The organism is Butyrivibrio fibrisolvens, from assembly GCF_023206215.1.
Lineage (GTDB): Bacteria > Bacillota > Clostridia > Lachnospirales > Lachnospiraceae > Butyrivibrio > Butyrivibrio fibrisolvens_C.
The window spans coordinates 3,362,957-3,387,518 of sequence record NZ_CP065800.1 but is presented as its reverse complement, the minus strand read 5'-3'; the positions used below and the strand labels follow the sequence as shown (position 1 = coordinate 3,387,518).

19 protein-coding genes are annotated in these 24,562 nt (G+C 39.4%); 16 read left to right on the top strand and 3 right to left on the bottom strand.

Features of this window, described 5'->3' with window-relative positions; translation table 11 throughout:
- The first annotated feature begins 29 nt into the window (after positions 1-29).
- Together I7804_RS14095 and I7804_RS14090 are read left to right on the top strand one after the other, a co-directional pair.
- A complete protein-coding gene (locus tag I7804_RS14095) occupies positions 30-1,241 on the top strand; it encodes a type II secretion system F family protein (RefSeq protein ID WP_248403949.1) in 1,212 nt (403 codons plus the stop codon).
- A gap of 289 nt (positions 1,242-1,530) precedes the next feature.
- A complete protein-coding gene (locus I7804_RS14090) occupies positions 1,531-2,046 on the top strand; it encodes a type II secretion system protein (RefSeq protein WP_248403948.1) in 516 nt (171 codons plus the stop codon).
- Positions 2,047-2,255: 209 nt separating this feature from the next.
- Here the strand turns inward: I7804_RS14090 and I7804_RS14085 are convergent, their stop codons facing one another.
- Positions 2,256-3,620 carry a GGDEF domain-containing protein gene (locus I7804_RS14085; RefSeq protein WP_248403947.1) on the bottom strand — a complete coding sequence of 455 codons (1,365 nt, stop codon included), beginning with the start codon at positions 3,618-3,620 and terminating at the stop codon, positions 2,256-2,258.
- Between the two features lie 239 nt (positions 3,621-3,859).
- Between I7804_RS14085 and I7804_RS14080 the strand changes: the two genes are divergently transcribed.
- The 6 genes from I7804_RS14080 (at position 3,860) to I7804_RS14060 (ending at position 10,930) form a co-directional block, all read left to right on the top strand.
- Positions 3,860-5,836, top strand: coding sequence for an EAL domain-containing protein (locus tag I7804_RS14080; protein WP_282570422.1), 1,977 nt, complete (start codon positions 3,860-3,862; stop codon positions 5,834-5,836).
- Complete coding sequence (locus I7804_RS18985) at positions 5,830-6,225, top strand: EAL domain-containing protein (RefSeq protein ID WP_282570421.1); 396 nt, start codon at positions 5,830-5,832, stop codon at positions 6,223-6,225. Before I7804_RS14080 ends, I7804_RS18985 begins: the two co-directional genes overlap by 7 nt.
- Positions 6,226-6,668: 443 nt before the next feature.
- A complete protein-coding gene (locus I7804_RS14075) occupies positions 6,669-6,992 on the top strand; it encodes a PilZ domain-containing protein (protein WP_242829457.1) in 324 nt (107 codons plus the stop codon).
- Positions 6,993-7,065: 73 nt separating this feature from the next.
- Positions 7,066-9,603 (top strand): hypothetical protein, encoded by a 2,538-nt coding sequence (locus I7804_RS14070; protein ID WP_248403946.1) that lies wholly within the window; start codon positions 7,066-7,068, stop codon positions 9,601-9,603.
- Between the two features lie 221 nt (positions 9,604-9,824).
- Positions 9,825-10,367 carry a histidine phosphatase family protein gene (locus I7804_RS14065; protein ID WP_092043407.1) on the top strand — a complete coding sequence of 181 codons (543 nt, stop codon included), beginning with the start codon at positions 9,825-9,827 and terminating at the stop codon, positions 10,365-10,367.
- Positions 10,368-10,369: 2 nt separating this feature from the next.
- Complete coding sequence (locus I7804_RS14060; protein ID WP_248403945.1) at positions 10,370-10,930, top strand: hypothetical protein; 561 nt, start codon at positions 10,370-10,372, stop codon at positions 10,928-10,930.
- 31 nt (positions 10,931-10,961) lie between these two features.
- Here the strand turns inward: I7804_RS14060 and I7804_RS14055 are convergent, their stop codons facing one another.
- Complete coding sequence (locus tag I7804_RS14055; RefSeq protein ID WP_248403944.1) at positions 10,962-11,720, bottom strand: hypothetical protein; 759 nt, start codon at positions 11,718-11,720, stop codon at positions 10,962-10,964.
- Between the two features lie 258 nt (positions 11,721-11,978).
- Between I7804_RS14055 and I7804_RS14050 the strand changes: the two genes are divergently transcribed.
- The 7 genes from I7804_RS14050 (at position 11,979) to I7804_RS14020 (ending at position 20,418) form a co-directional block, all read left to right on the top strand.
- Positions 11,979-12,977, top strand: coding sequence for an asparaginase (locus I7804_RS14050; protein WP_022756095.1), 999 nt, complete (start codon positions 11,979-11,981; stop codon positions 12,975-12,977).
- 30 nt (positions 12,978-13,007) lie between these two features.
- The gene (locus tag I7804_RS14045) at positions 13,008-14,150 is read left to right on the top strand and encodes a glycerate kinase (RefSeq protein WP_248403943.1); all 1,143 of its coding nucleotides are present in this window, start codon (positions 13,008-13,010) and stop codon (positions 14,148-14,150) included.
- A 243-nt stretch (positions 14,151-14,393) separates the two neighbouring features.
- Positions 14,394-14,711 (top strand): SCP2 sterol-binding domain-containing protein, encoded by a 318-nt coding sequence (locus I7804_RS14040; protein WP_248403942.1) that lies wholly within the window; start codon positions 14,394-14,396, stop codon positions 14,709-14,711.
- A 77-nt stretch (positions 14,712-14,788) separates the two neighbouring features.
- A complete protein-coding gene (locus I7804_RS14035) occupies positions 14,789-15,100 on the top strand; it encodes a glutaredoxin (protein ID WP_022756098.1) in 312 nt (103 codons plus the stop codon).
- Between the two features lie 796 nt (positions 15,101-15,896).
- On the top strand, positions 15,897-18,149 hold the full coding sequence (locus tag I7804_RS14030; RefSeq protein WP_248403941.1) for a WG repeat-containing protein: 2,253 nt from the start codon (positions 15,897-15,899) through the stop codon (positions 18,147-18,149).
- Positions 18,150-18,221: 72 nt separating this feature from the next.
- On the top strand, positions 18,222-18,626 hold the full coding sequence (locus I7804_RS14025) for a (deoxy)nucleoside triphosphate pyrophosphohydrolase (protein WP_248403940.1): 405 nt from the start codon (positions 18,222-18,224) through the stop codon (positions 18,624-18,626).
- 583 nt (positions 18,627-19,209) lie between these two features.
- Positions 19,210-20,418 (top strand): sugar-binding protein, encoded by a 1,209-nt coding sequence (locus I7804_RS14020; protein WP_248403939.1) that lies wholly within the window; start codon positions 19,210-19,212, stop codon positions 20,416-20,418.
- On the opposite strand, the gene I7804_RS14015 is transcribed toward I7804_RS14020, so the two are convergent.
- The gene (locus I7804_RS14015) at positions 20,401-22,140 is read right to left on the bottom strand and encodes an ABC transporter substrate binding protein (protein ID WP_248403938.1); all 1,740 of its coding nucleotides are present in this window, start codon (positions 22,138-22,140) and stop codon (positions 20,401-20,403) included. The genes I7804_RS14020 and I7804_RS14015 overlap by 18 nt on opposite strands.
- Before the next feature lie 254 nt (positions 22,141-22,394).
- Between I7804_RS14015 and I7804_RS14010 the strand changes: the two genes are divergently transcribed.
- Positions 22,395-24,452: a M13 family metallopeptidase gene (locus tag I7804_RS14010; protein WP_248403937.1), complete on the top strand. Its 2,058-nt coding sequence runs from the start codon at positions 22,395-22,397 to the stop codon at positions 24,450-24,452.
- Positions 24,453-24,562 lie beyond the last annotated feature (110 nt).

Genomic DNA, 24,562 nt, shown 5'->3' with positions numbered 1-24,562 from the left:
TATGATGATTCTATAGGGAAAGGAATACCATGCCTTCATTTGGATATGTTGCATTTGATGCTTCGGGAAAACAAGTTAAAGGCAGTATGGACGGCGACAGCCGTGAATATGTTCTTAGGGAACTCAAGTTTAAAGGCTTAACACCTGTCAAAGTTGAAAGTCAGAATCTTTTGACCAGAGATATAAACTTTGAAGTGGGAGGTGTTAAGACCAAAGAACTTGCTATGTTCTGTAGGCAGTTTGTGAGTATATCCAAGGCCGGAGTTCCTATCATTCAGAACATGCAGCTGTTGTCCGAACAGACTGAAAACAAGGCCCTTGCGAGTGCCATCAGGGAGATGGTTACGGATATTGAAAAGGGCGAGACCCTGACAACTGCTATGGAGAAGCACAAGAAGATCTTCCCAAATCTTCTGATAACTACAGTTGGCGCCGGAGAAGCGTCAGGTAACCTTGATATGGCCTTTGAGAGAATGGCTGTTCAGCTTGAGAAAACTGCCATGGTAGAAGATATGGTCAAAAAGGCCATGGTATATCCTATCATCGTCCTTATCGTAGCTATAGGCGTAGTAGGAGTAATGCTTGTAGTCGTAATCCCGTCATATACGGACATGTTCGATCAGCTGGGAACAGAACTTCCTGCTATCACTAAATTGGTAGTACGGATGAGCGACTTCGTAATATCCAAGTGGTATCTGATAATAGCTGTGGCAGCAGCTGTTATCATCTTCTTCAAGTGGTTTAGCTCTACTCCTGTAGGCCAGCTGACACTTGGAAGACTTCAGATGAAGCTTCCTATAATAGGAGATCTGACTCAGAAGAAAGCCTGTTCTAACCTGTCACGAACTATGTCGACCCTTTTTGCATCCGGTGTAACTATAGTGGATTCACTGGATATCACAGCTAAGACTATGGACAATGTCTTATATAAGAATGCTCTTAATGAGACCAAAGATGCCGTAATAGCCGGTCAGCCTATGTCACTGGCCCTTGAAAATACTAACATGTTCCCACCTATGATGTATCACATGATAAGGATAGGAGAAGAGTCCGGTTCTACAGATGAGATGCTTGAAAAGCTAGCCGAGTACTATGACCAGGAAGTAGAATCCGCAACTGCAGCTCTTATGGCAGCTATGGAACCTATGATCATCATAGTCCTTGCAGGAGTAGTAGGCTTCCTTATTGCAGCTATTATGTCACCAATGGTGACCATGTATCAGTCACTTGATAATCTATAAACATAAAAACTAAATAACGTGAAAAAGTTTCCAAAATTATGTATTGACAAAACGGGGAGGTGGTAATAATATAAATCATGCGCGAAGACAAAAGAAAATGTAAATCTGATTCAAATATATGATATATACGTTTTCTATAGCATGTCTTCATTCCATATTGCAGTTTGGATTTTTATGAAAGACCGATACGACTGATAGTACGGGTAAGAAATGAAGAGTGCCGTGTAAAAGGAATTACGGCGGGTTTGACACCTGCGGCATGTACCAGCAGGAGAAGGAGAAAAAACAAATGATCAAATTCATGCGCAACTACAAAAACAACACAGAAAACAATGAAGAAGATAACAAGGGATTTTCACTTGTTGAGCTTATTATCGTAATTGCTATCATGGCTATCCTGGTAGCTGTACTTGCACCTCAGTTCTTACAGTATGTTGAAAGATCCAGAAATTCAACAGATGCTACTAATGCTACAAGTATCGTATCTGCAGTTCAGACATATGTTGCTGATCCTAGCTATGATATCTCTTCTTGGACTAAGAATAGCAAGGGTATAGTTAAAGTTACAAGCGCCGGATTTAGTACAGATGAAACCGGAGCTGCTGTAATAACAGCTGCACTTAAAGCTGCAGGATATGGTAATACTTCTGATATAACATGTAAGAGCCGTACATCATGGACAGAGTATTCTATAACATTTACTCTTGAAGCAGATGGTTCAGTTGATATTCAGTATGGTACAGGCAGCGATGATTTTGCTAACTACATGGCAAAGGGCAGTGTATCTACAACTAAAGGCGAATAATCCCGGATTACCTCTGAATATATATTGTTAATAACAAGCGAGCCTCGAAAAACGATCATTTGTTTTTCCGGGGCTCGTTTTTTATTCACTATCAAGCTGCATCCCTGAAGGTTCTACAGTAAAGCAAGTACCAAGGGCAGCCAGAATATAAATAATTGCCGTGCTTTAATTGTTTTATAAAAATTCATGAGTATGATAGATGTCGCTTTTTATTCTGCAAAGGGTCCACCTGTTTGCATCTTCCCGCTTAGTTCCAGCATCCTTGAGAAGTAGATAAGATCAGAGAAGTCGGTCTCTGAGAATCTGCAGTTGCTGTTAACTCTGCTTACATACATAAGATATCCGCCATCGGGGACATTACGCATATAATAGACTACAATGATCCTGAAACTATTAAGAAGCATGAATTCAGAGAACTTCAGATAATTGGCCTTCTGAAGATCATACATATTGATGACCTTGATAGGATATGTCTCGAATAAAGGCTGATAGTCAGAAGGATTAAGACTTGACAGATCAATAGCAACATCCTTTCCATCACGCGATATTCCGAAGTTAGAACGACCTGTTTTTTTGTCTACAATATAGACAGTATCCAGCATATAAGTTTCTATTACTTTATTAAAAGCGTCTCTTAGAGATATCTTATTATTTAGAAGGAAACCCTCCATAAGATCCATGATAAGAGCATTCTTGATACGATTCTGCATCGCCCTTTGTGTGATTGTCACAACCTCTGTATCAACTTTGGCATCGCCGTGAACAGACGGTGTGTATATGATATACCGATCACGACCTTTGGCTTTAGCTATATATAGCATCTTGTCGGCAAGCTTGAACATATCCTCATAATTGGAGGCGTCTGTTGGGAACAGGGCTCCGCCAAGAGAAGTGGTTATAGTATAGTTGTTGTCTTCGTCAGCATATTTTTCCCTGACATCATATCTTATATTCCTAAGGACATCGCGAAGTTCCGGTTCTGTATGAATCTTTTCCAGTATCATAAGAAACTCATCTCCGCCGATACGTCCGACAACTCCTTTGTCACCGACACATTTTTTTAGTATACCTGCAACTTCGACTATAACATCATCGCCCTTCATGTGACCATATGTGTCATTGATAGATTTGAAATTATCAATATCCATCAGGAAAAAATAAAATGGCGGAGTATTAGTCTGTTCCATCAGCCTTTTGGCATGATCCGTTATAGCACTTTTGGACAAAAGCCCTGTCATCTCGTCGTAATAGCCTTCTGCCTTGTCTATCTCAAAGGAATGAAGATCGTAGATGTCGAGCTTTATAATAGAAGCATCATGTTTGGATCTATGTACGTTCGCAGACATCCAGTTAAGTCTACCATCTTGGCAGACTGTGCGAAAAACTACAAGAGTATTGTCCCCTTTCTCAAGCGAAGAGATAGCATCTTTAAGATTATTGATATCGCTATCCTTGATAATACTCTCAATATTAAGAAGCTCTTTCCTGCCTATATATACAAGAAAGTCATTACTGCATTTAAGAACCTGACAGTTGCTGTCTATCTCAACATAATAGCGTTTGATTCTGCTCATACTTAACCTCATGAATCCTTTTTTTACACAATACTTCCAATTATTATTATACACTAAAAACGTTTGTAATGATATTACAAATACGATAAGAAAGCATCTTGTTTGTGCCTGAATTAATTAAAGCTATAGTTTTTTTATAATTAGAAGACGTATATTATAATACGTGATACAATATTAATATCTATGAAGAATCGTTAATCAAGTTACCGGACAGATAACATCTTTAGCGGAGAGAATATATGGTTTTATACCTTACAAGTAGTTTTATCCCATATCAGGAACCGGGCGAATATAAGAAAACACCGCCTGAGGATTGTTATGGATTTTTTGATGATCTGAAAAAAGAATGGCCAGATTCTGCCAATGTTCTCTTCGTGCCGGCAGATCCCACACTTACCAAAGACAATGAAAACCAGATACAACAAGTGATCGACGCCTTTGAATACAAAGATCTTAAAGTGGCAGAAGTTAAGACACTAGATGATAACTGTAATGATGCCCTCAAAGGCCTTATCGTCTGGTCTGATGTCATATATATGGGAGGCGGTCATGCGCCTACGCAGCTGGCTTTCATGAAACGTATAGGACTCAAAGATGCGCTGACAGACTATCCCGGCATAATCATAGGACTTAGTGCCGGTTCTATTAATGCTGCATATGATGTATATCTTATGCCGGAACTTGAAGGCGAAGCTGCAGATCCTAACTATGTCCGCTTTACTGATGGACTCGATCTGACCAATATTGACATGATTCCTCATGCCAAGACTATGAAGGATGCAGTTATTGACGGCCTTAGATTCATAGAAGATATCGTACTTCCTGACAGTTATGGCAGGAGATTCTACCTGGTCGAAGACGGCAGCTATTTTAAATCCAAAAACGGCAAGACCAAATTCAAAGGAGTAGGACAGGTCATCGAAGACGGAACTATATCACCCCTCAAGGAAGGTCCGATCATCCCTTATATGGGCGTTATAGAACAGCCCGTTGTCAGAGCGCTTCTATCAGAAGGGTATGACATCGTTATGACTGTCAATACGACCAATGATGTCTGTGAGATATATCATCTTGATGAAAAGCTTCTTAGCGTATTTGAAGGAGCCAAGCTTACGTACAAGGATATCTTTTTCAGGATAGCTCAGAGGATAGTAGATGATGAGAGAGATGCCTTCGTCAATGAAAGCGACTTGTCTTTTATCAGAGATGAGCTTGCAGAAAGAGGCAATTTCGTACGAACGGTTCATATAGATACATCGCTTGGAAGACGTGCCAAGAATATCAGGGTAAAAGAGGTTCCTGGATATCCTGACTGGTTTTTATTTATGTTCCTTGATGTTACGACTGTAATAGATCATGACTGGATGACAGATGAGTATACAAGAACGGGATTCATGGATAGAGCAAGGCTCTTTATATCTGAGATATCACCACTTGGACACTTTTCACTGGTATATACCAATGTCAATGGATTTAAGGCTGTCAATGAACTGTTTGGTGATAAGAATGGTGACCTTGTAATATTCCAGACAAGGGATGTTATCAGACAATATCTAAAGCCTGTCATCATGGGAAGACTTGAAAGTGATCACTTTGTGTTTATCACAGAGGATAAGAACCTGAGCGAAGAAAACCTCAAAGCGCTGTGCAATCAGGTGTTCAGGATAGAGAACAAGGAATATAACTATGAGATCCGTTGTGGAATCTTCTCTATACATAATTCCAATATGGATGTAGCTCATCTCATAGCCGGTGCCAAGCTTGCTGAGAAGAACATCAAGACCGGCAAAGGAAGTCTTCTTTATGCGTATTATGATGACTTTATGAAGGAAAATTATGTTAAGCAGCGTTTCCTTCTGGCGGATTTTGAAAGAGGTCTGAACGAGAATGAGTTTGAACCATATTACCAGCCTATAGTTGATGCTAAGACCGGAGAGATAGTCAGTGCAGAGATGCTCATAAGATGGCATCACAAGGACTTTGGTATGGTATCTCCGGCAGTTTTTATCCCGGTCATAGAATCAGAAGGCAAGATATCGGTTCTTGATAATTTTATAGTCAATCGCGGCATGGAACTTATAGCAAGGAGAGCTTATCAGAAGAAAAAAGTGGTTCCATGTGCTATAAACCTGTCAAGGGTAGACTTCTACGATACTTTATTTATTGAAAGTATTATGAAAGGATCAATGATCTTAACATCAACCCTTCGATGGTAAGGTTTGAAGTAACTGAATCGGCATATACGGACCTTGAAGTTAAGTCTATGGAGTATCTCAACAACATGCAGTCGTATGGCATCAAGATACTTTTGGATGACTATGGTAGTGGAATGAGCTCCTTGTCCATGCTTGAAGATTTCAATTTCGATATTATCAAGCTGGATCTGGGATTTATCAGAAAGATTGGTATTAATGAAAAGGCAGAATCCATAATCATAACTACGATAGGTCTTGCCCATATGATAGGTGCTACGGTTACTGCAGAGGGTGTTGAGACCAAAGAGCAGCTTGATTTCCTTAAAAGCTACGACTGCGACTACATACAAGGCTACTATTTCTATAAACCGATGCCTGAAAAAGAATTTGAAGAAGTATTGGATAAATAAATAAAACTACCCACTTGGACAGGCCTGCCCCAGTAAAGACTTTGGGGATGCCGGCCCGTCTAAGTGGGTAGTTTTAGAAATCAAATACAAATATGCGATTCCCATCAGATGGTTAGAGGCTGATAGGATTTTTTATTGCTTTTGGAAGAAGATTATAATAGCTGTTTTTTAGGGAATGGTTGATTTGTGGAAAATAATTTTTGGAAGTTGAGATTTTAATAAAGTGATTATTACAGAGTTGTTTTTAGGAGATAGTGAGAATTTAAGGAAACTAAATATATGTATACAAGTTCCAAACTCGTAATAATACTGAATTGGCAGAAAACTCCAAAATATATTAAAAATCATCATAAAACACTAAATATTTGTAAATAATATCCGAAATATGATACAACAAACAGAGAATAAATCGTTTATTAGTGTGTGGTCGGAGGGAAGATAAGATGATCAAAGAAAGAAGACAGTTAAACAGAGTAGATTACGAAAGTAAAAGCGTTATAGTACTTCCGGATACAGCTGATAAATACATAGGAACCACAAAAAATATCTCTCCGCTTGGTATAGCAATAATAGTTCCTGAAGATACTCCTTCTCTTTTGGGCAAAAGTGTGATCATAGTAGCAGAGACGCTTATCATGTACGCTGATGCAGTACGTGAGGATCCGTCAGAAAATGGTCAAAGGGTAGTAGCCTTTACAGCCAAGAGATTCACACAGGATGTTCTAGAGTATCTATTCGAACACATATCACCGCAAGATACCAAGTGAGATGTAAGTAACAACTATTTTCTTCATAATGACAAAGTTTCATTATGCCGCCAATTATGAAAGGAGAGACACTATGATGAAGAACAAGAAGGATAACAAAATTATTTTCGCTTTGACTGTAGGAATCTCTACAATGATGGCCTTAAATACAGGGATCACTGCTTATGCAGAAAGTGAAGATGCTGTAGCAGATACTAATACTCCCAGTGAAACTGTAGAGCAGAACGTAGAAGCTCCCGTGACAGAAGTTCAGGAATCCGCTGAGCAGGTTGTAGAGCAGGTACAGGAGACTACAGAAGCAGTTGATACAGCAGCATCAAGTGCAGAAGAGATGATGACTCAGATGAGCGAGACAGTTACTCCTGATGATGGCGGCACTATCGCTTCTCCTGCAGTTGAAAATCTTGCAGAAGAAGTAGCACAGGCTCAGGAAGATCAGCTTGTAGAGAATATCCAGGAAGCTTTAGAGACAGTTGAAGAAGTCAGCACACAGGCCAGTGAAGCAGCAGTATATGATACAACTGCAAATGAAGCAGCAGTAGAGACAGTAGAAGCTGTCAATGAAGTTGTAACTACAGCTGATAACATGGCAGGTCTTGTAGAAGATACAAATGCCAAGGCAGATGAACTTGTTGAAACAATAGAGAATACAGATGACAAAGATGTGGCACGAGATACATATACAGAACTTGAGACTCTTGTAGCTCAGACTCAGGAAACAGTAGATCAGCAGCAGGCGTACATCGATGAGATGACACAGCAGTATGATGACGCTAAGCAAGCGCTCCTTGAAGCAGAAGCTAAGTATGAAGAAGCTGTAAATGCAGCAGAAGGAAACGTAGAAGAAGCAGAAGATGCTCTTGTACAGGCCAAAGAAACTGTTGAGAATATCGAAAGTGCTCTTGAAGAAGCGCAGGACAAGCTTGATTATGAGAAGGCAGCAGCAGATGCAATCAATGATGCAACACTTATATGTGATTGGGGTCCTCAGAGAGCTTATCTAAAGCTTCTGGTAGTTAATTATATCATTCCTCAGATGGAAGGAGAGATGATAGACCCTGATACAGTAGTTGTTAAAAGACCGAATTCTTTCGATACACAGGATTACAATTATTACTCTTTTACCTACACAGATTCTCAGGGCAATGAAGTTACAAGATTCTTCAATTACGACCGTGCTGACAAGAAGCTTTCCAAAAACAGATATAGCAATCTTGGAACCAGCGAGCAGATCGTAGTATATGAGAAGTCTCAAGATGAGATCGAAGCTAATAATCATCTCTTCGAGTATTATGACGGAGCATCTTTTACCAGAAATGAATTAACGAGCATGGCTAATTCAGGCCAATTAGATGTATTCGTATATGAGGATGCTGATAATAAAAAGACATACTGGGTAAGAGAAGAGCTGAATGCAGCTATAGAAAGTGGCGAAATAGTACAGACTTCTGATGGATATGTATTTACGCAGAAAAATGAAGAGCTGGCAGGAACTGTAGTTACAGAAGTAGTACAGGCAGCTAACAGCAAAGTTCGCGGCGGTGAATATATAATCGATACATCCAATGCTCCTGACCTAGAAACATTCCTTGCAAATGCAGATGCTACAGCAGATCAGTATCAGGCACTTAGCTCAGTAGTAACTGACACTAAAGAAGCTATAGAGTCGGCCCAGGATGAAGTAGACGAGCTCAAAGGAGCTATAGGAACACTTAAAAATAAGCATGGCAATCCTGTTCTCAAAGCAGTAGATGCTCTTGGCGTAAACGATGTGGCAACATATCTTGGAATCGAAGTAACACAGGATCAGGCAGATGTCCTTAACAACATGACAGTTCGTGAAGCTATAGCATACCTTGATGCAATGCTTGCAGGAGCAAGTGCAAAAGTAGAAGAGGCTACAGCTACACTTGATACTCTTAATGAAAAGCTTGATGAGATAGCACTTAGCCTTACAGATGATGAAGTTATAGTTGCTGGTACAATCCCCGGCACAGAAGCTCCAAGTGCAGAAACAGCAGGAACTGAAGTGGTTATAGAAGAAGTAGCAGTACCGATGGCAGCAGATGTGATCGCAGAAGATGTAATACCTGCAACACCAGCAGCACCTTCAGATGAGGCTGTTGCAGTAGCTATGACAGCTATAGCACCTTCTGATGAAACTCTTACAGCAGATAACATGGCAGTAGCAGATGCAGAAACCGCAGCACAGGAAGTAACAATAGACCAGGCAGCACTTGAGATGATAGCTATGACTCCTGTTACAGAAACATCGGTTATAGGAGACGCACAGCTAATTGGAGGAGCTACTACAATAGAAGATGGCGAAGCTATACTTGCAGCAGGTATAGAGATGCCTCAGATCGAAGATCTTAACTCTATCGAAGCCGCTATAGAAGAGACACAGACAGCACAGGCGCAAATTTCAGATGCAGTAGTACCAAGAACACCTAAGATCATAGACGACGAAGCAAGTGCTAAGACAGCATTCCCTACAACTCAGAATACTCAGAAGAAAGATCTGTTCTGGTGGTGGCTGTTGATCCTCGCAGGAGCTATAGCAGGATCCAGAAACGTATCTGAAAAGGTTAAAAGAGTCAATGAAAGGTAATATAAGATAGCAAAAGATCATAGAAGCTTATACTTCCCTCCGATAAAAAAGTAAACACACAAGGCAAACAGAATCTGCCGCGTGGCCCCTAGGCCGGCGGCAGATTCTGCGTTATAGTCTTATAAATTAATAAAACATCCTTCTGAACATCCTGGTTGTAAGTATAAGGCGGGCTGTGGTATGCTCATTAAATACAAAGCAAAGCTTTACAGGGAGGATCGATGGATCATTTTTATTTTATAAGACACGGCGAAACTGTCTGGAATGTTGAGAATAAGATATGCGGAGCTACGGATATTGAACTGACTCAAAAAGGGCATGAGCAGGCAATCGAGACCGGTAGGAAGATTCTTGAAATGGGAATAAAGGCAGATATAATACTTACATCACCTTTAGTTCGTGCCAAAGAGACTGCAAGGCATATATCAGAAATAACAGGAATCCCTATGGAAGTTGAGCCAAGACTCAAAGAGCAGAACTTTGGCAAGTATGAATCAACTCCAAGAGACGGCAAGGAGTTTCATGAAGCCAAAAAAGACATGGCAAGCAGGTTTGGAACAGGCGAATCAATGCTTCATCTTGCCCAAAGGATCTATAATCTCCTTGATGATATCAAAGAAGGAGACAGGGAAGTGATACTGGTAGCTCATAACGGGATAACCAGAATGGTCGAATCATACTTCCGCGAGATGAGTAATGAAGAGTTCTCATCATGTGGAATAAAAAACTGCGAAATAAAAAGATATGATTTCGGAGAAAACTGAAAATGTATTTCGAACCTGTAGAAGTATCGCTTGATGAGAACTGCCTGTCAGATCTCATCAGACGATACCATTTTAATGATAATGATAAAAAAGATATAGTGCGTCTCTACAAACAGCTTTATCCACGGGTGCATGCCATCTTCCATTATGTGATCGAAAAAGGCAGCATATATGTCATAGCCAGCCTTGGAAGAGGAATTGACAGCCTTCAGGACAGCTTCCTTAAAAAAGGAGATATCCAAAAGGCATATATCATTGATTGTCTTGGAATACAGCTTCTTGATAAAGCTTATGAGGGCATAGATGACAGAATCCATGAACTGACAGGCATGTATGTTGGAGATTACACCTTTGTGGGAGATGAGAGACTTCCGCTGCAGACTATGCCTGATATCATGCGAAAGCTAGGTCAGAAGAAGATAAGATACAATAATGCATATGTTCTGACACCCAAAAAGAGCGTTCTGTTCAAGGCAGGCCTAAGCAAAGATAAGGTTCACAAAAAAGGCATGTGCAGTATGTGTGGCAATAAGGACTGCGTTAATAGAAGTTGTCAGGTTTGATGCTATGCATGATGGGGATTTCTTTATATCATCATTTCTTTTTGACTTTATAGTCCGGTCTTGACGAGATGCATTTATTATAGAAATCGATTTTAGAATTATATCCAAATACGAAACTGTTGCCAAGAACGATAGAAGGGTTTTCATTCCATGTCTTGAAGTCGGATTGGACGCTGCCATCAGACATCAGCATTATGTTGGAAAAATAAAATGCTGGATAAGCTTCTACTGTTTCAACATCGCCGTTTTTAAGAGTTCTCCCCCATGTGACATGATATGCAAAATAGAGCATATTAGTATCATCATTTTTATTACACAAAAGGTATACTCCTATGCACTCCGGCTCGTCAACCATTGCGATAGTGTCCATAGTAGATAGATATATTGAAGATACTGCTTCTAAAGCCGTATCTTCAAAGCTGTTAAAGGTGTCTTCAGGGATTTCGGATAGTTTTGAAACATAACCTATTTCGTATATATTGGTACTAGCTTCTGTTCCGGTTGCATTCTCGCTATCAGAGAAGTTCATAGCCTGGGTTTTGGAATTAAAACAATAGTAATATATTAATAAGGCACATATGATACCGATAAGTATCCAGGAGACGAGCTTTTGTTTTTTCTGAACTTTGAATCCTTGAGCAGTTGCCTTTGGTTTCGAAATCTTTGTATCTTCAGGATTATACTCTACAGTTAATAGAGTATCACAGTATTTGCAACGCACTATCTTTCTATTGGTCTTAATAACATCTGATCTGCCGCAGCTAGGGCATATGAACTCTTCTGATCTCATGTAAATCTCCGGTAATGATTTTGGGCCAAGAACTATAGTACCACAAAAGTAGCAGAGAAGAAGAGAAGAATATAATTTTTGTTGTATATTTATTGTATAGCTGATTTCTTACATCGTTCGATAAAAGCTTCAGACAGATTTTTTATAAGAAACTCAACCTATTAAGTATTTAGTGGTTTGAAAGAAATGTATTTTTAAAAATCTATAGAATATGATAAAGTCAAGTAAATAGATAAGAAGAATCAAGAAGGATGATCTATGAGTAGAAAAATATTAATAATAAATACAGGCGGTACCCTGTCTTCTGTTATGAAGAAGAACGGGCTTATCCCTGGGCTGTCCATACATGATATGCAAAAAGAGCTTCAGATGGTGTCAGGAGACACTGACATAGAGATTGAAGATTTCTGCTCTGTGGACAGTGCTAATATTTTCCCGGAAGACTGGTGTGAACTTGCAAAGAGGATCAGTGAATGCAGGAATGATTATGACGGAATCGTAGTAATACATGGAACTGATACACTTGCATATACCTCATCCATGCTTTCATTCATGCTACGGAATATCAATATCCCTGTAGTTATCACAGGTTCGCAGCTGTCCATAACTAACCCTGTGGCTGATGCCATGGAGAATTGCAGATGTGCTATCCATATGGCAGCCAGTAGGATCCCCGGAGTATTTGTGGCATTCAACAGAAAAGTCATATTAGGATGCAGAGCTTCTAAAGTAAGGTCGCTTAGTTTCGATGCCTTTGAGAGTATCAATTATCCTAATATAGCAACCATCAGTTCTCTTGGTATGAAGATCGAGACAGCAGCTGTTCCTGAGCGAACAGGAATATTCAAGCTATCCAACACGTATTCTGATAAGGTCTGCATGCTCAAGATGTTCCCAGGTATCCATAGAAGTCTTATCGAATCTATCGCGGGTCAGGGCTATAAAGGCTTATATATCGAAGCTTACGGAATCGGAGGTATGCCATTTATAAAGCATGATTTTATAGGAGCACTTGATAAGGTCATACAGGAAGGCATGACCGTGGTAGTAGGTACCCAGTGCAGATACGAAGGCACCAAGATGGATGTATACGAGACCGGCAAAAGAGCTATGGCAATAGGTGCTCTCGAAGCTCGTGATATGACAAGCGAAGCCGCGCTTACAAAGCTTATGTGGATCTTGGGAATGACTGAGGACGTCAAGGAAATCCGTGACTATTACTCCATCAATATGGCTGGAGAGATGGCTAAGATTTAAAAAATAAAAAAGAAAACCGGGATATGGCCTATGAAAATAGTAGCAGCAATCGATTCATTTAAAGGGAGTATATCATCCCTTGAAGCCGGTTATGCGGTTTCAAGCGGCTTTAGAAGTGTAAATAATAGTGCAGAAGTAGTAGTATGTCCTCTTGCTGATGGCGGAGAAGGTACGGTAGAAGCTCTTGCAGAGGGCATGAATGGACGGCTTTATACGATAACAGTCACAGGTCCTTTGGGAACACCTGTAAGTTGTACTTATGCGGTGATAGAAGAGACGATGACTGCAGTTTTAGAGATGAGCGGAGCCGCCGGCATCACATTAATACCAAAGGATGATCTTGATCCGCTTCATGCAACTACATATGGCGTGGGTGAAGTGATCATAGATGCGATAGATAAGGGCTGTCGCAGATTCATAATAGGAATAGGAGGCAGCGCTACCAATGATGGTGGAGCAGGGATGCTCCAGGCGCTGGGATATGGACTCCTTGATGAAAAAGGAGATCAGATCCCTCGAGGCGCGATCGGCCTAAAAGACCTTAAGACCATTGATGAAGATGGCGTCATCCCTCATCTTAAGGAATGTCAGTTTATGATCGCCTGCGACGTGACCAATCCTCTATGCGGTCCTAATGGCTGCAGCGTGATCTATGGCCCTCAGAAGGGTGCAACACCTTCCATGATCGAAGACATGGATAGATGGCTAAGCCGCTATGCATCAATATGTCGTGATATTAAAGAAAATGCAGACCCGCAATATCCCGGTACAGGGGCAGCAGGTGGAATGGGATATGCCTTCAAGACATTTACAAATGCGACATTAAAGCCAGGTATAGACATAGTCATAGAAGAAACCAGACTTGAAGACTATATACAAGATGCCGACCTTGTAGTCACCGGCGAAGGAATGCTTGACCATCAGACAGCAATGGGCAAGGCTCCTATAGGAGTAGCCAGACTTGCCAAGAAATACAACAAGAAAGTAATAGCATTCGCAGGTGCGGTAAAAATGGACGCTGAAGAGTGCAATAAAAACGGAATAGATGCTTTCTTCCCGATAGTAAGAGGTATAACAACTCTTGAAGAAGCCATGAATCCTCAAAATGCCAAGGATAATCTGACAGCAACAGCCAAGCAGGTTATGAGGCTTATAATGGCATATTATTGCTAAAACGTGATATTGTTCGGAACAAAATCAAAAATACTTTGATATTGTTCCGAACAATGTTTCATAATGGTATTAACCATGTTAGTACCGCTAGCCAAGGGCGGTAGAATGGAGATTGTTATGAATGGTCGGTATATTCCATGGCTTTTCATTATAGTATAATACAAGTGTGGCAGGAAAGGGCGCTGAAGTATATAATAGATATACATGTTTGGGTATAGTAACTATACAAGGGGGTAACATAAAATGAATCTTGAAACTGTTATATCTAAGGTGCGTAAGCTGGCTGCAGATGCGGATGTATCTCATGTTGACTTTATGGCGGTGCAGGTTACTTTGACAGATTGTGATCCGGGTATGTTCTATGTTGAGGTTAAGGATCATAAGGTGAATGTAGAGCCTTATGATTATCATGATAGGAATTGTGCCATATCCATGAAGTCTGATGATTTTGATAAGCTTATATCGGGAGAGCTTGATCCTGTAGCTGCTTTTACTGTTGGTAAGCTCAAGGTCGACGGAGATATTGGTAAGGCACTGGAGTTTTCAAATCTGCTAAAATGATTCTTTTTCTCTCGCAACATGAGGTTAAAGATGTATGAAAATGGAACTGCAGCTATGATTGTGATAAGGAGGCCTATATGATTAAAATCTATGGAATGCCAACTTGCCCGTATTGTGATTTTGTACACGAACAGATCAAGGGTAGAGAAGATGAATTCCAGTATATAAATATTGGTGAGAATATCCGTAATATGAGCGCTTTTACAAGGCTACGTGATACCAATCCTGTGTTTGATCATTGCAAAGAGATTGGAGATGTGGGAATTCCTGCCTTTGTATTTGAAGATGGCAGGGTGTCGATCGATCCTGCAGATGCAGGACTTGTTGAGTATGGGTCTCCGGATGCCTGCTCTATAGACGATCATAAGAGTGGCAGAAAAGGCTGCTGATACAAAAAGAAGCTTAGATAAGACGTCAGGCTCCTGGTATGGTGAATTAATTATCACTATATCAGGAACTTTTGTTATGGCATAACGTAAAGTTGTAAAAAGCAGAAAGTTACGATAGAATATAATGGTTTTATTTATTTAAGTTTTATTGTGGGGACAGGATTTATAACAATGCAACAAAAGAATAATCGAATAGGTCTAATAATCTCTAATGTGGTATCTAAGTGTATTTCACTAATCTATGCCATATACATTCCAATTAGTTTTGTTTTGTACACATATCTCAGTATCACGGATAAGGGAAGCGTGTTGTACGGCTACATAATAGATATAGTAAGGATAATTGTTATCCTTCTTTTTGCGTATAATGTGCTATATGTATTCAGGGCAGATGAAAAGCGTATAAAGTCCAGCAAGTTTTTTATAGTCTACGCAGGTGTTTGTTTACTTGAATTTGTTTTTACAGTGTGTATGCATGGCAAGTACAACTACGGGGGAAATTTTCTATTAGTAGCATATAGTTTATTTTTTTAGTTGAATTTTTGACTGAATCATTGGCTTTATATGTAATGATCAATAAAACTGGTGGAGAATTAAAAGACTGTTTGTTTTTTTGTAATTTAATGGTCGCTCTTTTTTATTTTTGAAGATACTTGAAATAAATATAGATATAAATGATCTCGGCATATATATTGTTATTCTTTTTGCCTTCGCAGTTATTTGTATATTAATATGGCAAATTATAAGGTTATATTACTTGATACGCTATGTAGTGCAGAAAAACTGAGGTTAAAATATGAGTCAGATAAAAAAACAATTATTGGTAAATATAATAATATCGGTTTTTTTTATTATCGCAGCATTTATAATGGGCAGATTTCTGCTATATATGAATTCCTTTGATGCTGGAGAAGAAAGATACATACTTGATAGGGAAGGGAATATTATTGCTTCTATTTCAAGCGCTACTCCTTTGGATACAGAGAATTATCCCAATATAGGATATACTTATTCGAATCATTGGAAAGAAGGAAGTGAATTATACAGAGTTGTAAATGGTAGTTATGATATAGACTCCGATGAAAATAGTATACCTGAAAATATGTCAAATGCAGGATACATACGCTCTTTTTGGGATGATTTCTATTATAATTCCCCTAAGAAAGATGTTATATACCAGATGGCAAAGAAAATTAGTTTTAAATCAGAGGTGGTTGATAATAAATCCTTCGGTATGGATGATGGAAATCTTTTTTTATTTGACATAAAAACAGGGAGATATGGGATAGCTGATATACGCGGGAATTGGATTCTATCCCCGGAGTACCAGGGAATAGATGTCAGTTATGCAGACAAGGGAATCATAATAGTTAACAAAGGATCATATTACCGGAGAGAATTAGGAGTAATTGATCTTGATTATAATATACTGATCGAACCTGATTACGAATATATTGAACTTAAAGATGACTTTATTTTTGCTCATAGTTTTGAAGGCTACACATGCTTTTATTCATTATATGACTATAAAGGAAATGCAATAATAGGGCCGTATTACGGTAATATCGATTTTAAAGATGACTTTATGATTGTAGAAATAGATGATACAGATGGCTCTGATTATGTTGATCCAGAGGATAAACGTTATGGAATATATAATTATAAGGGGCAGGAGCTTCTTGAGCCGGTATATACAAGTATCTCGGTAGAAAAACAAGTTCGGAGAATTGTAGTAGAAGATAAAGAATCTAATTATAGACTTCTTGACTTTGAGCTTAATGATATTCTTGGAGCTTCTTACAAATCCATAAAGCTTGTAAATCAGGTAGAAGATAATGATATGCCATATATTTTCGTAATAGAAGATCAGAATGGTAAGTATTATTTCTGTGATCCGGATGGAAAATTGCTATCGGATAATAGTTATGACTATTTGGAAGATATAGATGGTTCTGGTGATTTTTATATTGCAAAAACTAATGACAAATACGGAGTAATTGATTGCTTTGGCAATATCCGGCTTGATTTCAAATATTCTGAACTTGAATCACAGCATTATGATCAAGGATACATGATTGCCGTCTTAGATGATCAATATGGTGTTATTGATATATGCGGAGAGACTTTGATTGATTTTAATTATAAAAAAATCTTAAGACATAACATGTATACTAAAGAGATGGGTGATAAATACATAGTCATTACGAATGATAACAGGACTGGTGTTGTAACTAAGGATGGTGAAAATGTTATTGAGCCGCAGGACTATAGGTTATATGAAGGCATAAAGGATAATTATGATAAAGGATCTTATCGATATGCTTCTGATGAAGATATGCTGTATTTCGAATTTGCCAATAATAAGTGGGTTGTCCTAAAGCCGGATAGCCTCCCGGAAGAATTCCATTTTGGTAGTTTGGAATATCTTGGAGGAGACCTTTTCTTGGGCAAGAATTATGTAGACTATAAAGAGAAAGATTATGTTATAGATGCAAGTGGAAATATCATTAAGGAATTCAATGACTTTTTATATAATGTGGAGGTAGCAACGGTTTACGACAAAACACTCCTGGTAATGCTCGAAAACAATCATCTGACTATTATGTATGATGGAAGTACAGTGGGAGAGCTTAATGATACAGTTAACTTCGCGCATATAAATAATAATATGATCGAAGTAAGTATTGATGGAATGAGTGGTTACAAGGTATATAACTACAAAGGAGAATACCTTGGAATTACTGATTCTGATATAAGTATGGAGATAGTAGCTGTTAAGGATGAGGCATCAGGATTGTATGGACTTTATGATCAGGACTGTAATCTGTTACTTGACTTTGAATATGAATATATTGAAGTGTTACATTCCGATAACTACAATAAGTTAGAAAAAGGCGAAGTTATGGCTGCTGTAAAGACTACAGATGGGAAATACGGAATAGTCGATGCCAAAGGAAACTGGATATATGAACCTCAATTTGAACTGGCATCTACGTCAAATGGAGTTATTCAAGTGACTTTAAGTAAAGGGCAGGAGATCATAAAATAACTATCTAACTAATCTAGAAAAAACGATATTATGCAAATAAGTTTAAAGAAAAGGCAGGAGACACAGTAGTATATGAAAACAGTAAACGTCGTAGCAGCTATAATCTGCGACAACTATGATAATATATCCAGAATATTTGCAACACAGCGTGGCTACGGCGAGTTCAAGGACGGCTGGGAATTCCCCGGTGGCAAGATAGAAGAAGGAGAGACTCCGGAAGAAGCTATTGTTCGTGAAATCAAAGAAGAACTTGGCGCAACAATAAAAGTTCACAAACTTGCCTGCGTAGTAGACCACGACTACGACACCTTCCACCTCCACATGAGCTGCTTCTATGTGGCAGTAGCTGAGGGCGAACTATCCCTCCTGGAGCACGAAGCCGCCAAGTGGCTTTCCTTAGATGAGCTCTACAGCGTATCCTGGCTCCCTGCAGATATAAAAGTGGTAGATGAAATCTGTAAACACATAGATCACTGATATATAAATAAGTTTACCAACATTCGGATTTGCCGGCGAGGGCTGTTTATAAATAGTTTTAGCATCTTTGAGAGTTTTATTTGCAGACTTCCCACTTGGACGGGCCGGCATCCCCAAAGTCTTTGCAGGGGCAGGCAGTATATAAATCATTTCCACGCTTTTTAATTGTTTTATAGAATTCATGAGCGTGATAGCTGTGGTTTTTTATTCTGCCAGGGGTTCACCTGTCTGAGCGAAGCGAGTTTGGACCCCAGAATAAAAAGCTACAGATATCATGCCATGAATTCATAAAACGATTAACAGCGTGGAAATGATTTATATACTGCCTGCCCCTGTAAAGACTGTGGGGATGCTGGCCCGTCCAAGTGGGAAGTCTGCAAATAAAACTATCAAGATGCTAAAACTATTACTAAACATCCCTCGCCGGCAAATACGAATGCCGCGATAACCTAAATACATACGAAATCTCCCCATAACCTACAGTTATTCGCGTATTAATCCGATATCCATAGCGGTATACTTTTTCTATTGATCATAAATGGAGTGCAAGATCCAGCTTCTTTTACAGAAAGGGTGATCGTATATGGTACTTTCTAATAGGCATTATACAAGATATCTGATAGCTCCCATTACATTAAGCCTTATGGTGTCAGCGTGCTCGACTGCTTCAAAGACTTCCGCGCCGGATAATACAGCACAGTCTGATACAGACGATACAAGAATAGCCGATACCCACTCAGAAGACGGCATAGACAAAATAGGCATAAGTATGCCCACACAGTATCTTGAGAGATGGACCCGTGATGGCAACAATCTAAAAGCATCATTTGAAGCACTTGGATATGAAGTTGATCTGCGCTATGCCGGAAACCTTATAGATACTCAGATTGACGCCATCTATGAGATGATAGATGATGGTGTTGATGTGCTGGTGATAGGTGCGGTTGATGGACTGTCTCTTGGTAAAGTCATGGAGAGAGCCTATGAAGCCGGGATCCCGGTTTTTGCCTATGACAGACTCATATGTAACACAGAGTATGTGAGTGCTTATGTATCTTTTGACAATTATCAGGTGGGAAGACTTCAGGGAGAGTATATAAAGAATGCTCTGGAACTTGATAAAGTTACAGGCAAGATCTATAACATAGAGTTTACAGCAGGAGATTCTGTTGATAATAATGCAAGATTCTTTTTTGACGGAGCAATGGATGTTTTAAGGCCCTATATAGACAATGGGACTTTGAATGTTCCCTCAGGCCAGTGTGATTTCTATACAGTATCAACTTCTCAGTGGTCAACAGAGACTGCTAATGTCAGATTTCAGATCCTGATAGGTTCTTATTATTCCGGTGACAGAAAACTTGATGCTGTGCTGTGTTCCAATGATTCTACATCTATTGGAGTACAGGATGCGATCAGAGACAGTTATAATGGTGGCAATGATGTGGTGATAACAGGTCAGGACTGTGATGTAGAGAACCTGCGCAGACTTATGGATGGAAGACAGTCTATGGATGTTTACAAGAATCTGGCATATGAAGCCTATGTGACTGTCATGGTCGTAGACTCTTTGTATCATGGGGAAGTGATGTCACAATCCTTGATCGATAGCTGGAATCTTGACTATGAATGTGTCTATGATACCCAGTCATATGATAATGGCAAGATAGTAGTTCCTGCATTTCTCCTTGAACCTGTAGAGATAACAAGTGACAATATGGTGCAGGAACTGGTAGACAATTACGGAACATATGTGCTATCTGAAGACGGAAGCTTACAGGTCGCCGAATAGTTTATAATCGTTTCTTCCGTTTTCTTTTACATAATACAGAGCCCTGTCGGCCAGAGCCATGATCTGAGTAGGATCGTTGGTATCAGAAGGATACAGAGCACAGCCTATGCTAAGGGTTATTTCCAGTTTTTTCTTATTAATGACAACTGCATTACGTATTATATTTTGAATCTGCCGGCATATATTGTCGGCATTGTCTATTTCGGGACCTGTTATGAGCATCATGAATTCATCACCACCTATTCTGGCGAAGGTGATATATTTGGATGCTATACTTGAAAATCTGGTACTTATCTCCACGAGAACTTCATCACCCACAAGGTGTCCATAGGTATCATTGATGTCTTTGAAGTGATCTACGTCTATCATGGCGAGTCCGTAAGGCGTGAAAGTAGAATTGAGCTGATCGATCTTCTGATTGATATAATGACGGTTAGGTATCTGAGTCAGATAATCGTTGTTGAGCATACGTTCGTGCTGGCGGTTGGCCTTGGCCTGAATGACTATTATTATGAACAAAAGTATGATAATAAGTATTATCAGGTTCAGGATAAGAGCATTCTCCTGATAGTAGCGGATAGGATTGAATCTTTCGTTGGCAATATAGCTATCTGCCGGAAGCTGGGATGACTTGATACCGAACTCATCCATCTTGTCCTGGTAGAAGTAGCTTTCGGTTATGGTATCACTGATAAGCGCGATATTGTCAGCACTTACACCATTTAATATCTTGCCTGCCATCTTGCCTGCAACTTCTCCGGCATGTGTATACGAATACGATATACCACCTAAGATGTTGTTTGTACAATTGGCCATAGTAAGTCTTATCACAGGCACATTTGTAACATTATTATCAACAAAAGAGGAAGCTGAGTTGATAGTATACAGGTTGCCATCTCCATCCTGAGAGAATTCAAGATAGTAGATTATATTGTTATTATCAAGCTCTGACAGAGCCCTTTTTAGCCCTTTTTGCGTATAATATGAAGCATTAAGGACTCTATAGCTGATCTCGGGGTGATTTTCCGTGAACTTCAAAAATTCCACATACTCGCCGGAACTTGTATTGGATCCGTCACATAATACTACGATCTCATTTCTGTCAGGAAAAAGAGCCTTCATAAGATCATAATTGGATTCGAAATCAAGAGTCTCTGATATACCTGTAACATTGTGAAGAGCAGCAGAAGTTGTGGCATCAGAAACAGAATTGATACCCATGAATACTACAGGAACGTCTCCAAAAAGTTCGCTCCTGTAATTGATCACAAATCTAAGTGCAGTATCATCTATTACGAAAATAAGATCATAGTGTGCATCTATCTTATCAATCTTATAAGAAAGATAGTTATAGAACTCCTGGATATCATCTGCTTCGTAGAATCTTTTGGCATCCATATTTTCATATGTGATCTCATATGAAAGATCGCCAAGTCCTGCTTCTATCCCTTGTATGTGCTGTGGAACAGTATCATAAGAATAGTTATAAGAACATATGCATAGGATGTTAAATGGAATTATAGTATCATTTGAACCTGACGCATGGACATGAGTGAAAGAATTCGAATCATAACTGTAGGCACTTTGTGAATTGCCATCTGAATTAATATTTGCATTTGGGGTAATGATACTATTGAAAACAGGCATGATCAAAAAACATGCTATAAATATACAGCATGTTATGATTACTAACATTGAAATGCCAGATGTGTTCTTTTTCATACGTAGTGTTCCTTTTGAGTGGACTTGGTACGTCTTATATCTATATCGTCATGAATCATAAAAAAATAAGTATCGTATTAAGATATGAATATCAGGCATTTGCTGCAGCAGATATTCAAAATGATTAAAAAGTTTAATTTTAATATACTTTTTTCTTGCAAGCCAATATATATATTGCTAAACTGTAGGTGTAGCGATTATCAATTAACATCTTATGATAGGATGTTATGACATTTTAGAAAGGACAAAGATATATGCTCAGATTATCTAAATCTAAATCACTATTATCAGTGATACTGGCAGCTTCCGTAATGATCGTGCCTCAGGCTTCGATCACAGCATTCGCTGATGAAGTTGCTACAACAAGCATTGAGACTCAGCTCGAAACTCTGTCTCAGGCTACGGGCACAAGCTACAAGGATAACTTCTATGACGTTGTTAATGCAACAACATTCGCTTCTCATGAAATCCCTGCAACAAGTGCACAGTGGTCATGGTTTGGAGAACTTTCTGATGAACAGGACGTTCAGATGGAAGAGATCTTCAATGAAATTAATTCAAAAGAAAATTATGGAAAGGGAACACCTGAGCAGAAGCTTCATGATCTGTATGAACTTTATGCTGATACAGAAGCAAGAAATGCTGATGGACTTGGAGAGTTCCAGTCATATCTGGATGCTATTGTAAATTCACAGAATCTTACAGAATATGTTACTGCTGTAATGAGCCTCTCTGTAGACTGTGGATATGGTTCAATCCTTCCTTCATTTGATGTATCACAGGACGATCTTGACTCTACACAGTATGTAGTTGTAGCTGACGCCGGCGACTCTTTAATGGGCAAGGATTACTATGAGACAGAAGGCTATGAAGCTTATATTGAACTTTATAATCAGTATCTTGGTAATCTTCTTGTTGTAAACGGATTCTCAGAAGCTGATGCTCAGAGAATGGTTGCCAATACTGATAAGGTTGCCAGAGACCTTGCTTCTGTAGAGCTTGAGAGAACTGACTACTATGATATTGAGAAGATATACAATGTATATACAGAAGCAGATATCATAGCTGCATTCCCATCTATTGATATGGCAAGCTATATGCAGGCTCTTGGATTTGCAGGTCAGGACAGATACCTTGTTCCTGATGAAGATAAGTTTGCAGAGTGCGCAAGCCTTCTTACAGAAGATAACCTTCAGGTGCTCAAGGACTATTCTGCAACTGTCCTCGTTTCTGACCTTGCTTCCATAACAACTCAGACAGCTTATGATCTTACAGTAGAGCTTAGCAACAAGCTCAACGGTATTACAGAGGCAAGACCTAACGAGTATTACTGGATGGCTCAGACTGCTGCAGCACTTGAGTGGAACTATGGACTTCTCTATACAGACAATTACTGCTCAGAAGAAGCCAAAAAAGAAGTTACAAACATGATCACAGAGATCATCACTGAGTACAAGAACATCATTGGTGCTCAGACTTGGATGAGTGATGTTACTAAGCAGGCAGCTATTGCCAAGCTTGATACACTTCAGGTTAAAGTTGGATATCCTGATGATTTCAGCTACTACTTAAGCCTTGAAGCTCCTATCGCCGGCAAGGAAGAGGGCGGATCACTTACAGCTAACACAATCACAATGCACCAGAGATACGTAGCTTATGAGCTTTCACTTCTTGGAAAGCCAGTTGATAAGACAAAGTGGATCGCTACACCTCAGACTATCAACGCTTTCTATGATCCTGCTAACAACGGTATCACAATCCTTGCAGGTATCATGCAGGATCCTTTCTACAATCCTGACGCTTCAGAAGCAGCTAACCTTGGTGCTATCGGTGTAGTAATCGGTCACGAGATCAGCCATGCATTTGATTCATCAGGATCACAGTATGATGCTAACGGCAACTACAACCCATGGTGGACAGAAGATGAATACATCACATATACCAATATGTGTCAGGATATCATCGACTACTATGATGTATTCCCTTCAGTAGAGACAGGTTCAACTGTTGATGGTGCTCTTACTATCACAGAGAACATCGCTGACCTTGGTGGTATGTATGCAGTAACTCAGATCATCGGTCATGACAAGGATGCCCTTCAGGAAGCATTTGTATCATATGCTAACATGTGGGCTGAGAAGATGACTTACGAATATGCAAGCATGCTCCTTATGATGGATGTACACTCACCGGGACGTGCCAGAGTTAATGCTGTATTATCCAGCATGGACGCATTCTATGAAGCTTTTGATATCCAGGAAGGCGACGGAATGTACGTAGCTCCCGAAGACCGTGTAGGTATTTGGAAATAATTTTTAATAACTGATGATTTATCAAGCAAACTGCTGTCAGGACGGAAGTTCTGGCAGCAGTTTTTTTGAGCATGTTTTATTATAAGTTTTCAAGTAAGATAAACCGATAT

Excerpts from the sequence above, each read along its gene's own strand:
- I7804_RS14095 (WP_248403949.1), top strand. The coding sequence starts at position 30 with ATGCCTTCATTTGGATATGTTGCATTTGATGCTTCGGGAAAACAAGTT.
- I7804_RS14090 (WP_248403948.1), top strand. The coding sequence starts at position 1,531 with ATGATCAAATTCATGCGCAACTACAAAAACAACACAGAAAACAATGAA.
- I7804_RS14085 (WP_248403947.1), bottom strand. The coding sequence starts at position 3,620 with ATGAGCAGAATCAAACGCTATTATGTTGAGATAGACAGCAACTGTCAG.
- I7804_RS14080 (WP_282570422.1), top strand. The coding sequence starts at position 3,860 with ATGGTTTTATACCTTACAAGTAGTTTTATCCCATATCAGGAACCGGGC.
- I7804_RS18985 (WP_282570421.1), top strand. The coding sequence starts at position 5,830 with ATGGTAAGGTTTGAAGTAACTGAATCGGCATATACGGACCTTGAAGTT.
- I7804_RS14075 (WP_242829457.1), top strand. The coding sequence starts at position 6,669 with ATGATCAAAGAAAGAAGACAGTTAAACAGAGTAGATTACGAAAGTAAA.
- I7804_RS14070 (WP_248403946.1), top strand. The coding sequence starts at position 7,066 with ATGATGAAGAACAAGAAGGATAACAAAATTATTTTCGCTTTGACTGTA.
- I7804_RS14065 (WP_092043407.1), top strand. The coding sequence starts at position 9,825 with ATGGATCATTTTTATTTTATAAGACACGGCGAAACTGTCTGGAATGTT.
- I7804_RS14060 (WP_248403945.1), top strand. The coding sequence starts at position 10,370 with ATGTATTTCGAACCTGTAGAAGTATCGCTTGATGAGAACTGCCTGTCA.
- I7804_RS14055 (WP_248403944.1), bottom strand. The coding sequence starts at position 11,720 with ATGAGATCAGAAGAGTTCATATGCCCTAGCTGCGGCAGATCAGATGTT.
- I7804_RS14050 (WP_022756095.1), top strand. The coding sequence starts at position 11,979 with ATGAGTAGAAAAATATTAATAATAAATACAGGCGGTACCCTGTCTTCT.
- I7804_RS14045 (WP_248403943.1), top strand. The coding sequence starts at position 13,008 with ATGAAAATAGTAGCAGCAATCGATTCATTTAAAGGGAGTATATCATCC.
- I7804_RS14040 (WP_248403942.1), top strand. The coding sequence starts at position 14,394 with ATGAATCTTGAAACTGTTATATCTAAGGTGCGTAAGCTGGCTGCAGAT.
- I7804_RS14035 (WP_022756098.1), top strand. The coding sequence starts at position 14,789 with ATGATTAAAATCTATGGAATGCCAACTTGCCCGTATTGTGATTTTGTA.
- I7804_RS14030 (WP_248403941.1), top strand. The coding sequence starts at position 15,897 with ATGAGTCAGATAAAAAAACAATTATTGGTAAATATAATAATATCGGTT.
- I7804_RS14025 (WP_248403940.1), top strand. The coding sequence starts at position 18,222 with ATGAAAACAGTAAACGTCGTAGCAGCTATAATCTGCGACAACTATGAT.
- I7804_RS14020 (WP_248403939.1), top strand. The coding sequence starts at position 19,210 with ATGGTACTTTCTAATAGGCATTATACAAGATATCTGATAGCTCCCATT.
- I7804_RS14015 (WP_248403938.1), bottom strand. The coding sequence starts at position 22,140 with ATGAAAAAGAACACATCTGGCATTTCAATGTTAGTAATCATAACATGC.
- I7804_RS14010 (WP_248403937.1), top strand. The coding sequence starts at position 22,395 with ATGCTCAGATTATCTAAATCTAAATCACTATTATCAGTGATACTGGCA.